Origin of the sequence: Sphingomonas sp., from assembly GCF_965227385.1 — a bacterium.
Classification (GTDB): domain Bacteria; phylum Pseudomonadota; class Alphaproteobacteria; order Sphingomonadales; family Sphingomonadaceae; genus Sphingomonas.
Genome location: NZ_OZ245750.1, coordinates 1544725 through 1559302, shown reverse-complemented (window position 1 = coordinate 1559302; position 14578 = coordinate 1544725). Strand labels below are relative to the sequence as shown.

Genomic DNA, 14578 nt, shown 5'->3' with positions numbered 1-14578 from the left:
CCCCGTGCCATGGCAACGCCATTTTTGGGTCGCATGGCACGCTTCGGCTGTGCATAGGGCGGCGAGACAGCCGCGACGAAAGGGACTTCCAGCGTGCGAATTGCGATGATCGGCACGGGCTATGTCGGCCTGGTTTCCGGGGCGTGCTTCTCCGATTTCGGGCATGACGTGGTGTGCGTCGACAAGGACGCGCGCAAGATCGAGCTGCTGCACCAGAACGTCATGCCGATCTATGAGCCCGGCCTGGCCGAGCTGGTCGCGTCGAACGTCAAGGCCGGGCGCCTGTCGTTCACCACCGACCTGGCCGAGGGGGTCAGGGGCGCGGACGCGGTGTTCATCGCGGTCGGCACGCCCAGCCGACGCGGCGACGGCCATGCCGACCTGTCCTATGTCTTCGCCGCGGCGGAGGAGATCGTCGCGGCGGTCGACGGCCCGACCGTCATCGTCACCAAATCGACCGTCCCGGTCGGCACCGGTGACGAGGTCGAGCGGATCGTCGCGCGGATCGCCCCGGACAAGGGCATCACCGTCGTCTCCAACCCCGAATTCCTGCGTGAAGGCGCGGCGATCAGCGACTTCAAGCGCCCGGACCGCGTCGTCGTGGGCAGCGAGGACGAGAGCGCGAGCGCGGTGATGCGCGACATCTACCGCCCCCTCTCGCTCAACCAGTCGGCCCCGGTGATGTTCACCGGCCGCCGCACGGCCGAGCTGATCAAATACGCCGCCAACGCCTTCCTTGCGGTCAAGATCACCTTCATCAACGAGATCGCGGACCTGTGCGAAGAGGTCGGCGCGGACGTGCAGGAAGTGTCGCGCGGCATCGGCATGGACAACCGCATCGGGCGCAAGTTCCTGAACGCCGGCCCCGGCTATGGCGGGTCGTGCTTCCCGAAGGACACGCTGGCGCTGCTCAAGACCGCCGACGACCATGAAACGCCGCTGCGGATCGTCGAGGCGACGGTACAGGTCAATGACAGCCGCAAGCGCGCGATGGGGCGCAAGGTGATCAAGGCGATGGGCGGCGACGTGCGCGGCAAGACGGTCGCGATCCTGGGCCTGACGTTCAAGCCCAACACCGACGACATGCGCGACGCGCCCAGCCTGGCGGTGATCCAGACGCTGCAGGACGCGGGCGCGATCGTCCGCGCCTATGACCCGGAAGGCGTCGAACAGGCCCGACCGCTGGTCAAGAATGTCGAGTTCTCGACCAGCGCCTATGCCGCGGCCGAGGGCGCCGACGCGCTGGTGATCGTCACCGAATGGGACGAATTCCGCGCGCTCGACCTCAATCGGATGAAGGGGCTGCTCAACGCGCCTTTGCTGGTGGACCTGCGCAACATCTACCCCGCCGAAGAGGTGGCGCGTGCCGGACTGAAGCTGGTCGGCGTGGGCAAGAAGGTGGATTGAGCCCTTCGCTTATCCTTCCCCGCAAGGGGGAGGGTAAGGGGCTCACCCCGCCGCGCCCTCGGTCGCGAGGTACCAGCGCGCCCCGCCCTCCAGCGCCAGCGCGGTGAGCCGCCCGGTGGCATAGGCGCCGGTGTCGATCCCGATGCGGTTGGACAGTTCCTCGACCTGCGCCGCGATCGAATGGCCATGCACCACGGTCGCGCCGAAATTGCCATCGAAGCTGAGGAACTGCTCGCGGATCCAGCGCAGGTCCTCGGGCTTTTGCCGGTCGAGCGCGACGTTGGGCCGCACCCCGGCATGGACGAAGCAATAGTCGCCGATCCGCACCATGTCGGTCATGCCGTGCAGGAATGCGACATGGCGCGCGGGCACGCGCGGCAGGAAATCGGCGACCAGCTCATCTGCCAAGCCACGGTCGATCAGTTCGATCGGCGTGCCATAGCTCAGCAGCGTCTCCTCACCGCCGATGCGCAGCCAAAAGCGCATCGTTTCCAGATTGCCGCCGAGCGCCTTGAGAAACACCTCCTCATGATTGCCAGCCAGGAAATCGACCTGTCGCCCACCGAAATCGCGCGTCGCCAACAGTTCGACCACGCCCGCCGAATCGGGTCCGCGATCGACCAGGTCGCCCAGGAAGATGATCCGCGTCCGCGCATCCCCACGCGCCGCATCATCCGCGTCGATCCGCGCAAGGAGGTCGGTGAGCAGGTCCAGGCGACCATGAATGTCGCCGATAGCGTATACCCGCTCGCCATCGGGCAGCGCCGCCGCCTGTGCGGCCGCCGCCACCCCGAACACTGCCTTCAACCTTGTCAGCACCACACATGCATCCCGTTACCGCCCGCCAGATAGGCGCTTTGCCGCAGTGCCGCAATCGCGGAGGACCGGCGTGCAAGGGCCAGCCCGCCTAGCCGGGACAGCGTTATCACGCCCCCCGATCGACCTTGGCGACGTACGGCAATTCTCGGCTCAACAGCGCCCATCTTCCGAATTTCTATTGCGGCGATCGGATGCTCACCGACCGCCCAAGCAAAAGCAATGCGGCTAAAAATCCGCGTGCATCGATCACTGCTTCTGACTATGGGCAGTCCCGTTCCTGGCCCTGTCGCCGCATGGTCGCGGTACGCGCAACGAGAAATTGGATGATCGGCAAGCTGCTCCGCGATTTTTTCGGCATTATGCGAGTGGCCGGCCCGGTCCGGGCGGTGCAATGGCTGGGGGCGATCGCGATCACCCTGCCGACCGCGCTGCGCAGACGCGACCTGCTCGCCGCCGATGCTGTGATGGGCAATGGCCCGTTCACCGTGCGGCATGACCGGGCGACGGCGAAGCTGGTCGGCCGGCAGGCGTTCAGCGGCCTGCGCGAAATCTGGGTCCGGCGGGTCTATTCGCGCGGCGATTTCTTCAAGATTCCCGATGGCGGGGTGGTTGTCGACCTGGGTGCCAACATGGGCAATTTCAGCGCGCTGGCCCTGGCCACCAACCCGACCGCGCGGGTCGTGGCGGTGGAGCCGGGCGCGCACACGGTGGCCAAGTTCCGCGAAACGATGCGCGTCAACGGTTTTGAAGACCGCGCCACGCTGTGCCGCGCCTTTATCGGCCTGTTCAGCCGGCAGCAGGAAAGCGACGTTGCGACCGACCCCAATTACGCCGATGTCGAACGGCTGACCGAAACGGAGTTCCTTGCCCGCCACGGCATCGACCATATCGATTTCCTGAAATGCGATATCGAAGGAAGCGAATATTTCCTGGTCGACCCGGCGAGCCGCCTGCTCGACATCAGCGACCGGGTGGGCATCGAACTTCATGCCTTTGGCGGCGATGTGAAGGGGTTCCTGGCGAACCTTGAAGCGCGGGGCTTTCGCCTCGAAACGGTGATCTGGGACGGTCCGGATTGCATCGCGCTGGCGGTGCGAGGTTGATGGCGACCCGCAGCGCCACCTGGGTGCCCCCTCGCCCCCGTTCGCGCTGGGGCGACACGATGCTGGCAGACCCGGTGGACGATCCCATGGCCGGGCTGATGCCCAGCGTGGCCGAATTTTCCGGTACCTTTGCGCTGCTGATCTTTTACGGCGTCATCAGCAATTATGGCGGCGCCGGGGTTACCGTCGCCAATTATTGCGGACCGGCCATCCTGTCGCTGGTCGTCGGATGGGCGGTGGTGCAGATGCTGCGGCGCAATCGCCACACGCTGTGGACGCCGTTGCTGTGGTACCGCATCGGGGTGGTTTCGTACCTTGGTCTCGGCTCGCTCATCACGCTGTTCCTGAACGATGAAACGCGCGCGATGATCGCGACCTTCTTCGATTTCTTCCCGCGCGACGTACTCAAGTTCAATATGGTCGTGGCGACGTTCCATGCGGGCGTGCTGGTGTTCACCGCCGGGATCGTCGGGCCGTTGCGTACCCGCGCCGCGACGGGGAACATGCTGGGTTTCATCACCCCATCCAACGTGTCCACGCAGATGATCGGCTTCGTCTTTCTCGCGATCGGAACCGGCGTCAATTACCTGATCATCTATCCGGCCGTCCTTGGGGTGATGAATTTCACGCCGCCCCAGATCATCTTCCAGGTCGGTCAGTGCGCCTATGTGGGCTATTTCCTTGTCAGCTATTGGGCGCTCAAGGAAGGGCGGACCCGCTGGATCTGGCTGGTCGCCGCGCTGACCGTGGTCGATTCGATCGCCGGCCTGCTTCAGCTCAGCAAATATATGGTGATGTTTCCGGCGCTGATGCTGCCGATCGCCTATATCTATCATCGCCCCAGCCTTCGCCGAATCGCGATTGCTGTTGCGTTTCTCCTGCCCACCTATTTCGTGATCGGCGATATCGTTACCGACACCCGCAACGAAGTTTCGCGCGGCGATGGGGGCCCCGCGGTCCTGTCCGAAACGGTCGAAGCCCTGTCCGCCCGCGCTGGCGGCGAGGATCGCAGCCGTGCCGGCCAGCCTGACTATCAGATCAGCTGGTCCCGTCTCAGCTATGTCAACGCCGGTGCTTTTGCGATCAGCCAATATGACCAGGGCCTGCCCGGCGACTCGTTGCGCGACCTGTCCATCGTCTGGGTGCCTCGACTGATCTATCCGGACAAGCCGATCATCACCGATCTGGCGCGCGAATTCACCTTCCTAGCGAATGGCAACTACAACTCGTCGACCAGCCCCAGCATTCCAGCCGAAGCCTATTGGGATTTCGGCTGGCTCGGCGTCGGCCTGTTTGCGGCGCTGACGGCGCCGGTTCTGGCGCTGTGGTCAATCTACAATGTGCTGGCGCTCAGTCGCGAAGCCTGGCACCTGCTGGTGGTCGTGGCGATGGGATTGCGCGTTGGATCGCGGATCGACGGGATGCTGGTGATCGACATCATCGGGCCGATCAGCGCTGCCGTCGTCTTCCATCTCATCCTCTATTTCGCCAACCGGCTGTTACCGCCGCGGGTGGGAGCCTGATCCAGTGTGCGGTATCGCGGGCATGGTCGCGCATCGCGACAACGCGCTTGCAATTGACCCCGAACGGCTGATCGCGATTCGCGACGCGATGGCGGCACGCGGTCCCGACGGCGTCGGGCTGTGGATCGACGGCGAGGCGCGGGTCGGCCTTGCCCATCGCCGCCTGTCGATCATCGATCTGAGCGATGGCGGCGCGCAGCCGATGCACGACGACAGCGGGCGCTACAGTCTGGTCTTCAATGGCGAGATCTACAATTATCGCGCGCTTCGGTCCGATCTGGAGGCACAGGGACATCGCTTCAGCGGCGGGTCCGACACCGAAGTGCTGCTGGCGCTGTTCGCCGCGCATGGCCCTGCGATGCTGCCCCGGCTGCGCGGCATGTTCGCCTTTGCCATCTGGGACGCGCGCGAACGCCGCCTGACGCTTGGTCGCGACCCCTATGGCATCAAGCCGCTTTATTATGCCGACGCGAACGGGCGGATCGCCTTTGCGTCACAGGTCAAGGCACTGATCGCCGACCCTTCGATCTCGCGTGAGCCCTCGCCCGCCGGACTGACGGGTTTCCACCTGATGGGATCGGTGCCCGATCCGTTCACCATCTATCGCGCGATCCGCGCCGTCCCGGCGGGCAGCTGGATGACGGTCGATGCCCATGGCGTCAGCGCCCCGGTGCAGTACGCATCGGTCGCGCAGGCGATTGCCGAGGGCAGCAATGGCGGCGCGGTCGATGTCGCCCAGGCGCTGCGCGACAGCGTGCGTCACCATATGGTCGCGGATGTCGAAGTCGGCGCGTTCCTGTCCAGCGGCGTCGATTCAGGCGCGCTGGTCGGCCTGATGCGCGATTGCGGCGCGCAACGCATCCGCGCCTGCACCCTCGCCTTCCCCGAATTTGCCGGGACCCCCGCCGACGAAGTGCCGGGCGCGGCATCGGTCGCGGCGCTCTATGGCGTTGAGCATCATGTCCGCCAGATCAGCGCCGAGGAGTTTCGCGGCGATCTGCCCGCCATCTTCGCGGCGATGGACCAGCCGACGATCGACGGCATCAACAGCTGGTTCGTGAGCAAGGCGACCCGCGAACTGGGCCTCAAGGTCGCGCTGTCGGGTCTGGGCGGCGACGAACTGCTCGCGGGTTATTCCACCTTCCGCACCATCCCGCAGACGCGGCGCATGTTCGGACCCGTCGCGCATGTTCCAGGGGCAGGGAGCGCCAGCCGGGGCCTGCTCAAGCTGCTCGCCCCGGGGCTGCTCGCGCGCAATCCCAAGCTAGCCGGATTGCTCGACCTGCCGCGCAGCTGGGCGGGCACCTACCTGCTGCGCCGCGCCGTGCTGCTTCCGTTCGAGCTGGACGGGGCAATGGACGCGGGACTGGCGGCGCAGGGCCTTGCCGAACTCGATCCCGAAGGGCTGATCGCCGCGACGATGACCCCCGATCCGGGCAGCGCCAATGGCCGCGTCGCCGCGCTCGAATCCTGTAATTACATGCGCAACCAGCTGCTGCGCGATTCGGACTGGGCCGGCATGGCACATTCGCTGGAGATCCGCGTTCCGCTGGTCGATTTCACGCTGCTCAGGGCGCTCGCCCCGATCCTGCCGGGCCTGACGCCGGGCGTGGGCAAGGCGATGCTCGGCAATGCGCCGTCCACCCCGCTGCCCGACGTGATACTCAACAAGCCCAAGACCGGGTTCGGCATTCCCGTTACCGGTTGGCTCAAGGGTGCGACGCGCGACATCCGCACGCGCCGATCGGGCCGCGAATGGTCGGGCGAGGCGCTGGCGCGCTATTTCGGCGATCCTGCGCGCCTGGCCGCGTGACCATGACCGACATCGCGGACGCGCGCGCGTGAAAATCCTCGTCCTCACCCATTATTACCCGCCCGAGGTGAACGCCCCCGCGTCGCGCCTGTCCGAACATGCGCGCGTCTGGGCGCAGGCCGGGCATGAGGTGACCGTCGTCACCTGCGTCCCCAACCACCCGACCGGCCGCGCCTATCCGGGCTATCGCAACCGGCTGTGGCAGGAGGAGGAGCGCGACGGTGTGCGCGTGATCCGGCTGTGGACATGGCTCGCGGCGAACGAGGGCTTTCTGCCGCGCATTTCAAATTACGTATCCTATCTGCTGTCGGTGCTGCTGTGGATGTGGCGGCTGCCCAAGGCCGATGTGGTGCTGTCCACCTCCCCGCAATTTTTCTGCGGCCTCGCCGGATGGCTGCTCAAGCGCAGGCGGCGGCCGTGGGTGCTGGAGATTCGCGACCTGTGGCCCGAGAGTATCGTGACCGTCGGCGCGATGAAGCGCGGCGCGGCGATCAAGCTGCTCGAGGCGATCGAACGCTTCGCCTATCGCCAGGCCGATCTGGTGGTGTCGGTCACCGACGGCTTCGTGCCGCATATCCGCGCACGCCGGGGCGACGGGCCGATCGCAGTGGTCAAGAACGGCGTCGACCTGACCACCTTCACCACGCCCGATGCGGCGGCGGAGGCGGAGTTTCGCGCCGCGCACGGCTTGAGCGGCAAGTTTGTCGCGGCCTATGTCGGGACGCACGGCATGGCGCATAAGCTGGATACGGTGCTGGAGGCGGCGGAATTGCTGCGCGACCGCAGCGACATCGCCTTCCTGCTGGTCGGCGACGGGGCGGAGCGCGAGCGGCTGGTCGGCGAAGTTGCCGCGCGCGGCCTGTCCAATGTCGTAATGCTCGCCCAGCAGCCCAAATCGGCGATGCCCGGCATCTGGGCGGCGAGCGACGCGGCACTGGTGCTGCTGCGCCGGGTCGATACGTTCAAGACGGTGATCCCCTCAAAGATGTTCGAGGCGATGGCGATGGCCTGCCCGATGGTCCTGGGGGTCGAGGGCGAGGCCAAGGCGCTGATGCAGGCGGGCGGCGCGGGGATCGCGATCACCCCCGAATCGGCACAGGAACTCGCGGCGGCGGTGACCCGCCTCGCCGACGATCCAGCCGTTGCCGCGCAACTCGGCGACTCCGGCCGCAGCTTCGTCGCGCGGGAGTTCGACCGCCGCGTGCTTGCCGATCGGCTGCTCACCGAAATGCAGGCGCTGGTGGCCGCGCGATGAGCCGCCTCACCCGCCTGCGCCGCAGTATCGCCTTCGCACGTCACGTGCCCGTCGGCCAGCTGCTCGCCCGCGGCCGGCTGACGCTCCAGCGCCGCCGCTCGCTGAGAAGCCCGCCCCGCCTCGACGGCCTTGCGCCGGGCCGGGTCGAACCCGCCCCCGCCCCGCCAGCCCCGCGTTTCCCGCCGCGCACCGGACAGGTCGAGCGCACCGCCAGCGGCTGGCGCTTCACCTTCCTTGGCCGCGCGGTCGAGATGGGCGAAACGATCGACTGGGAGGCCCCCGGCCCCGGCGTCGCCAACCAGCTGTGGCGGATGAACCTTCATTACATGGAGTATCTGGAGGGACTCGACGCCGACGCGGGCCTCGACCTGATGCGCCAGTGGATCGACGCCAATCCGCCGTGGCAGCCGGGCTACTGGCATGACAGCTGGAACAGCTACACGCTGTCGCTGCGCGTGATGGTATGGATGCAGCGGATCGCGGCCTGGGGCGTCGACTCCAGCGATCCGGTACTCGCCTCGATCCACGCCAGCCTCGCGCAGCAACTGGCGTTCCTCGAACGCAATCTCGAGCTGGACATCGGTGGCAACCACCTCGTCAAGAACATCAAGGCGCTGAGCTGGGGCGCGGCATTCTTTTCCGGTACCACCGCCGAACGCTGGCGCGCGCGGGCGCTGGAGCTGGTCGACAAGGAGCTCGCCCGGCAGGTGCTGGCCGATGGCGTGCATTACGAGCGCTCGCCCTCCTACCACGCGCAGGTGTTCGCCGACCTGATCGAGACACGCGACGCGCTCGGCGCCGCGGCACCGCAGGCGCTCGACCGCGCGCTCGACGGCATGGCGCGCGCGACCGCCTTGCTCGCCCACCCCGATGCCGGCCCTGCGCTGTTCAACGATGCTGGCCTGACGATGGCCTATCCGCCCGCCGACTGCCTGGCAGCCTATACCGGCTCTACCGGGCGCACAGTTCCGCAGCCACAGGGCGGCTTCGCCCTCCCGACCGCCGGCTATTTCGGGCTGCACACGCCGCTGTTGACGCTGATCGCCGACCAGGGGCGGATCGGTCCCGACGATTTGCCCGCCCATGCCCATGGCGATGTCGGCAGCATCGAGCTGTCGGTTGCAGGCCAGCGGATGATCGTCGACCAGGGCGTGTTCGAATATGTCCCCGGCAAGCGCCGCGACCAGAGCCGCAGCGCGCATCATCACAATGTCCTCGCGATCGACGGGGCAGAACCGGCCGATTTCTTCGGCGCCTTTCGCTGCGGCCGCCGCCCACGCGTGTGGGTGAGCGCGGCCGAGGTTCAGCCGGACGCGCTGACACTGGCGGGAGGCCATGACGGCTACACCCACCTCCCCGGCCGTCCGATCGTCACCCGCCGGGCCGAGGCGCACGGCGACACGATCCGCGTGTACGACCGGATCGAGGGCGCGATGTGGCACCCCGCCACCTGGCGGATGCTGCTCCACCCCGACTGCGAAGCGACGCTCGACGGCACCACCGCAACGCTGCGCCGGGGCGACGCACAGCTCACCATCCGCGCGTCGCAACCGCTGCGTCTCGAAGCTGCAACATGGTGGCCCGACATGGGCCAAGAATCATCCACGCAACGTCTGTGCTTGACACTCCCGGACGGTTGTTTTGAGAGCGATGTCACATTCATGGCCGCGTCGGTCGGGGAAGCGGGGCTTAAGTGAAACAGGTCGAACAAAATTATCGCAGCGGTGTGTTGCGCCTGATCGAAGCGCCGGTTCCGCGCTCGGGCCGGGGCCGCAACCTTGTCGCCACGCGCGTGTCGCTGATCAGCGCGGGGACCGAAAAGCAGATCATCGATCTCGCGCGCAGCTCGCTCGCGGGCAAGGCGATGGCGCGGCCTGATCTCGTCCGCAAGACGCTGCAAAAGGTGCGCAACGAAGGGCTGCTGCCCACGGTGCAGAAGGTGTTCGCCAAGCTCGATACCCCGATCCCGCTGGGCTACAGCCTCGCCGGGACAGTGGTGGAAGCCGGAGCGGAAGCGGGCGGCTACGCGGTCGGCGACCGCATCGCCTGTGCCGGTGCAGCGGTGGCGAACCACGCCGAATACAACGCCGTGCCCAAGAATCTGTCGGTCCGCATCCCGGCGGGCGTGTGCGACGAGGCGGCGAGCTTCGTCACGCTCGGCGCCATCGCGCTTCAGGGCGTGCGCGTCGCCAACCCGACCTTGGGCGAGCGCGTCGTCGTCATGGGCCTTGGCCTGATCGGCCAGCTCACCGTCCAGCTGCTCAAGGCCAATGGCTGCCGCGTGCTCGGCTTCGATCCCAACCCCGGCCGCGCCAAGCTGGCGCTGGAGATGGGCGCCGACGTCGTGGTCAGCGATGCGCTGGACGAGGCGGTTCGCGGGTTCACCGAAGGCTATGGCGCGGACGCCGTGATCGTCACCGCATCGAGCAAGTCATCGACCCCGCCCAATCAGGCCGCCGAGATCAGCCGGATGAAGGGCCGCGTCGTCATGGTCGGCCTGACCGGCATGGAGATCGACCGCGAGCCATTCTACAAGCGCGAACTCGATCTGCGCCTGTCGATGTCCTACGGTCCCGGCCGCCATGACCCGGCCTATGAGCTGGAGGGGCATGACTATCCGCTCGCCTATGTCCGCTGGACCGAACAGCGCAACATGCAGGCGTTTCTGGAACTGGTCGCCGAAGGCCGCGTGACCCCGCTCAAGCTGGTTACCCACCGCTTCCCGATCGCGGAGGCTGAAGCGGCGTACAAGCTGATGGACACGGACGAGCCGTTCCTGGCGATCCTGCTGACCTATCCCGAAACCCCGGCGCCGATCGCGCGGTCGATTCCCGTCAATGCGTCGAGCGGCGCGACCGGACGCGGCACCGCGTTCATCGGCTTTGGCAACTATGCCAAGTCGGTGCTGGTCCCCGCGCTCAAGAAGGCGAGCAAGGAGCGGCTGACCACGGTCGTCACCTCGACCGGCCTGTCGGCGCATGACGCCGCGCAGCGCGAGGGGTTCGCCAACGCCGCGACGGATCCGCAGGCGGTGATGGACGATGCCGACACCGATTGCGTGTTCATCGCGACCCGCCATGACAGCCACGCCAGCCTCGCCGCCGCCGCGCTGCGCGCGGGCAAGCATGTGTTCGTCGAAAAGCCGCTGGCGCTCGACCATGACCAGCTCGCCGATGTCGTCGCGGCAGCCGAAGGCGCTCCGGGCGTGCTCACGGTCGGGTTCAACCGCCGCTTCGCCCCGATGATGATCGCGGCCAAGGCGGCGATCGCCTCGCGCGCCGGGCCGATCGCGATGCATTATCGCGTCAATGCCGGATATGTGCCGGGCGACAGCTGGCTACACGGCGCGCAGGGGGGCGGGCGGATCGTGGGTGAGGCGTGCCACTTCGTCGACGCGCTCACCTTCCTCGCCGGCGGCCCGCCGATCTCGGTCAGCGCCTTCCGGCCCGAGGGGATCGACGACACCGTGTCGGCGGTGCTGCGCTTTGCCGACGGATCGACCGGCACGATCCTCTATTCCTCGCTCGGCGACTCCGCGCTGCCCAAGGAATATCTGGAGATTTTCGCCAGCGGCACGGTCGTCCGCCTCGACGATTTCCGCAAGCTGCACATCACCACCGGCGGCAAGACGACGACGCAATCCGCCTCGGCGCAGGACAAGGGACAGGCGGGGCTGGTCAAGGCCTTCTACGCCGCCGCCCGCGACGGTGCGCCACCGCCGATCCCGCTCGACGAGCTGGTCGCTGTGAGTGAAGCAACGCTCGACATCGCAGGGGACACACAATGAAGCTTCGCACCCTTGTCGAGCGGCTTGCCCGCAACCGGTCGTTCGCCCGCCGGTTTCCCTCCGAATTCGGGCGGCGATCGATCCAGGTGTCGCCCGATGCGGCGCTGCGCTGGCTGAAACCCGACGCCAGCGCGTTCGAGACGGCCCTGCTTGCCATCGCACGGCATTTCATCAAGCCCGGCATGGTAACCTGGGACATCGGCGCCAATGTAGGCGTGTTCACGGTCGCCGCAGGGCATCTGTCGGGTGCCCCGGTGCTGGCGATCGAAGCCGATCCGTTTCTGGCCGGACTGTTGCGGCGGACCAGCGCGCGCAACCCCGACCTGCACATCGACATCTTGTGCGTCGCCATCGGCGATCGCGACGGTGTGGCGCGGTTCCGGGTGGCCGGGCGCGGGCGCGCTTCGAGCGGGATCGAAGGTGGCGAGTTGAGCACACAGCATGGCGAGACACGCCAGATACTCAACGTCCCCATGTTGACGCTCGACCGGCTGCTCGACGATTTTCCGGCGCCCCAGTTCGTCAAGGTCGATGTCGAAGGCGCCGAGCTGCTGCTGCTTGCCGGGGCGCAAACGCTGTTGCGCGACGTGCGGCCGACCATGTTGATCGAGGTCACCGACAAGACCTGGGCCCAGGCGGCGCACTTGTTCGAGACCGCCGGCTATCGCCTGTTCGACGGCGACGCGCCCCCGGGCGAGCAGCGCCCGGCGAGCAAGTTCACCACCAACGTCCTTGCCTGTCCAGATGAGCGGTGACCGATCTGCGCCGTCCATCACGGCGATCATCCTCACCTATAACGAACATCTCCATATCGGGCGGTGCATCGAGCGGCTGAAGGACTGGTGCCAGCAGATCATCGTCGTCGACAGCTTTTCGAACGACGGCACGCAGGACATTGCCCGGTCGCTGGGCGCGCAGGTGCATGAGCGACGCTTCGTCAACCAGGCCGAACAGTTTCAATGGGCGCTCGACATGCTGCCGATCGCGACCGACTGGGTGTTGCGGGTCGATGCAGACGAGTATTTCGAGCCCGCGCTGGTGGCGGAAATCCGCGAAAGGCTGCCCCAGCTCGACGCAGAAACCAGCGGCGTCACCTTTCGCCGAAAGATGATCTTTCGCGGGCGATGGATCCGCTGGGGCACCTATTATCCGGTGTTCCTGCTCCGCCTGTTCCGCACCGGCGCGGCGCGGGTGGAACAACGCTGGATGGACGAACATATCCAGCTGAACCACGGAACCGCCTGCTTGTTCGGCGGCGGCGATTTCGTCGACGAGAATCTTCAGACGATCGGCGCCTGGACGGATAAGCATAATCGCTATGCCACCCGGCACATGGTCGATTTCGTCGGACGCAAATATCAGTTCGTTCCGACCGAACCGATGCCGACGAACCGGCGTGCGCGAACGAAGCGCTGGCTGCGCGAGCGCGTTTTCGGCGGCGCGCCGCTTTATCTCCGCAGCTTGCTCTACTTCCTGTATCGTTATGTCGCGCGGTTCGGCTTTCTCGACGGGCGCCTGGGCTTTGTCTGGCATTTCCTGCACGGATTCTGGTTCTTCATGCTGATCGACGCCAAGATTGACGAGGCGGAGCAGCAGATCGCCCGGCACGGGCGGGAATCCTTTCCGCAGTGGCTGGCGGACCGCTATGGCTTTACCGATCTGTTGCCGGGATCGGGCGGGTGAAGCCGCGGATCCTGAACCTGATCGGCGCCTTCTGGCCGGGGCATGAGTCGACCGGCCCCAATCTCAGCGTCAAAACGATGTGCGAGATGCTGGGCGACCAGTTCGATTTCCGCATCGTCGCGCGCGACCGTGCGGTCGGGGCAACGGAGCCGCTGGTCGAGACGGGGCGCTGGCGCGACCTGGGCTATGCCAAGGCGCAATATCTGCCGGTCGGCCGCACCGGCGCGCAGGGTTTGGCCAGGCTGCTCCGCGAGACGCCACACGACATCCTGCTGCTCAATGGCTTCTTCGACCGCGAATTCACCATTCCCGCGCTGATCGCCCGGCGTTTCGGACAGGGGTCGCGCGCGCCCGTGATCCTTTCGCCGCGGGGCGAATTCTCGGCCGGTGCCCTGGGCCTCAAGGGCGGACGCAAGGGGGCGTATCGACGGCTGGTCACGCTGACCGGGCTGATGCGCGGTGTCACCTTCCACGTGACCAGCGCGGCCGAGCGCAGCGATGTCCGGGCCGCTTTCCCTGCGCACCGGATCGAGCTGATCGGCAATGCGCGTCCCGCCTTCCCGCTTCCCACCCCCCGTCCGCGCGGCGCAGGGGAGCCGTTCCGCGCCGCGTTTCTTGGCCGCATCTCGCCGGTCAAGGGCCTCGATGTTGCGCTCGAGACCCTGGCCCGGGTCCGCACGCCGGTCGCCTATTCGATCTATGGCCCGATCAGCGATCCCGCGCATTGGGCGCGGTGCCGCGATCTGATCGCCGCGCTGCCTCCCCATGTCACCGTCACGCATCGCGGTGAACTGGCCAATGCGGAGGTCGCCGACACGATGGCGGGTCAGGACCTGCTGTTCCTCCCGTCGCGCAGCGAGAATTTCGGCCACGCGATCTTCGAATCGCTATGTTCGGGCACCCCGGTGCTGATCGGCACCGAGACGCCGTGGCGCAATCTTGCCGACGATCATGCCGGGTTCGATCTGCCGCTGGACGACCGCGCCGCACTGGCGGGCGCGATCGATACGCTGGCGCAACTTCCCGCCGGAGAGCTGGCGGCGTGGCGGCGGGGCGCACGCGCACGGGCAGAAGCCTTCCTTGCCGGCAACGAGGCCGCGGCGGAGATGGCGGCATTGTTCAAGGAGCTTGTCCGCCGTGACGCTTGACCTTTCGTCGATCGTCTGCAATCCGCCGCGCGGGCTTCCG

11 protein-coding genes are annotated in these 14578 nt (G+C 66.9%); 10 read left to right on the top strand and 1 reads right to left on the bottom strand.

What is annotated here, in order from left to right; all coding sequences use genetic code 11:
- Window positions 1-93: 93 nt before the first annotated feature.
- Window positions 94-1407, top strand: a complete 1314-nt coding sequence (locus ACO05N_RS07420) for a UDP-glucose dehydrogenase family protein (protein WP_422056524.1) — start codon at window positions 94-96, stop codon at window positions 1405-1407.
- Window positions 1408-1449: 42 nt separating this feature from the next.
- Here ACO05N_RS07420 and ACO05N_RS07415 read toward each other — a convergent pair whose 3' ends face one another.
- Window positions 1450-2226 carry a metallophosphoesterase gene (locus tag ACO05N_RS07415; protein WP_422056523.1) on the bottom strand — a complete coding sequence of 259 codons (777 nt, stop codon included), beginning with the start codon at window positions 2224-2226 and terminating at the stop codon, window positions 1450-1452.
- A gap of 323 nt (window positions 2227-2549) precedes the next feature.
- Between ACO05N_RS07415 and ACO05N_RS07410 the strand changes: the two genes are divergently transcribed.
- From ACO05N_RS07410 to ACO05N_RS07370, 9 genes are read left to right on the top strand one after another with little or no spacing between them, the layout of a single operon-like run.
- Window positions 2550-3329 (top strand): FkbM family methyltransferase, encoded by a 780-nt coding sequence (locus tag ACO05N_RS07410; RefSeq protein WP_422056522.1) that lies wholly within the window; start codon window positions 2550-2552, stop codon window positions 3327-3329.
- Window positions 3329-4852, top strand: a complete 1524-nt coding sequence (locus ACO05N_RS07405) for a hypothetical protein (RefSeq protein WP_422056521.1) — start codon at window positions 3329-3331, stop codon at window positions 4850-4852. The genes ACO05N_RS07410 and ACO05N_RS07405 overlap by 1 nt, the downstream gene beginning before the upstream one ends.
- Window positions 4853-4856: 4 nt before the next feature.
- A complete protein-coding gene (gene asnB / locus ACO05N_RS07400) occupies window positions 4857-6665 on the top strand; it encodes an asparagine synthase (glutamine-hydrolyzing) (protein ID WP_422056520.1) in 1809 nt (602 codons plus the stop codon).
- Between the two features lie 28 nt (window positions 6666-6693).
- Window positions 6694-7920, top strand: coding sequence for a glycosyltransferase family 4 protein (locus tag ACO05N_RS07395; RefSeq protein ID WP_422056519.1), 1227 nt, complete (start codon window positions 6694-6696; stop codon window positions 7918-7920).
- A complete protein-coding gene (locus ACO05N_RS07390) occupies window positions 7917-9617 on the top strand; it encodes a heparinase II/III family protein (RefSeq protein ID WP_422056518.1) in 1701 nt (566 codons plus the stop codon). The genes ACO05N_RS07395 and ACO05N_RS07390 overlap by 4 nt, the downstream gene beginning before the upstream one ends.
- Window positions 9614-11707, top strand: coding sequence for a bi-domain-containing oxidoreductase (locus ACO05N_RS07385; RefSeq protein ID WP_422056517.1), 2094 nt, complete (start codon window positions 9614-9616; stop codon window positions 11705-11707). Before ACO05N_RS07390 ends, ACO05N_RS07385 begins: the two co-directional genes overlap by 4 nt.
- Window positions 11704-12462 carry an FkbM family methyltransferase gene (locus tag ACO05N_RS07380; RefSeq protein ID WP_422056516.1) on the top strand — a complete coding sequence of 253 codons (759 nt, stop codon included), beginning with the start codon at window positions 11704-11706 and terminating at the stop codon, window positions 12460-12462. Before ACO05N_RS07385 ends, ACO05N_RS07380 begins: the two co-directional genes overlap by 4 nt.
- Window positions 12452-13390 carry a glycosyltransferase family 2 protein gene (locus ACO05N_RS07375; RefSeq protein ID WP_422056515.1) on the top strand — a complete coding sequence of 313 codons (939 nt, stop codon included), beginning with the start codon at window positions 12452-12454 and terminating at the stop codon, window positions 13388-13390. Before ACO05N_RS07380 ends, ACO05N_RS07375 begins: the two co-directional genes overlap by 11 nt.
- On the top strand, window positions 13387-14538 hold the full coding sequence (locus tag ACO05N_RS07370) for a glycosyltransferase family 4 protein (RefSeq protein ID WP_422056514.1): 1152 nt from the start codon (window positions 13387-13389) through the stop codon (window positions 14536-14538). Before ACO05N_RS07375 ends, ACO05N_RS07370 begins: the two co-directional genes overlap by 4 nt.
- Window positions 14539-14578 lie beyond the last annotated feature (40 nt).

Coding starts and splice junctions, on each gene's coding strand:
- ACO05N_RS07405 (WP_422056521.1), top strand. CDS start 3,329: ATGGCGACCCGCAGCGCCACCTGGGTGCCCCCTCGCCCCCGTTCGCGC.
- ACO05N_RS07380 (WP_422056516.1), top strand. CDS start 11,704: ATGAAGCTTCGCACCCTTGTCGAGCGGCTTGCCCGCAACCGGTCGTTC.
- ACO05N_RS07410 (WP_422056522.1), top strand. CDS start 2,550: ATGATCGGCAAGCTGCTCCGCGATTTTTTCGGCATTATGCGAGTGGCC.
- ACO05N_RS07375 (WP_422056515.1), top strand. CDS start 12,452: ATGAGCGGTGACCGATCTGCGCCGTCCATCACGGCGATCATCCTCACC.
- ACO05N_RS07390 (WP_422056518.1), top strand. CDS start 7,917: ATGAGCCGCCTCACCCGCCTGCGCCGCAGTATCGCCTTCGCACGTCAC.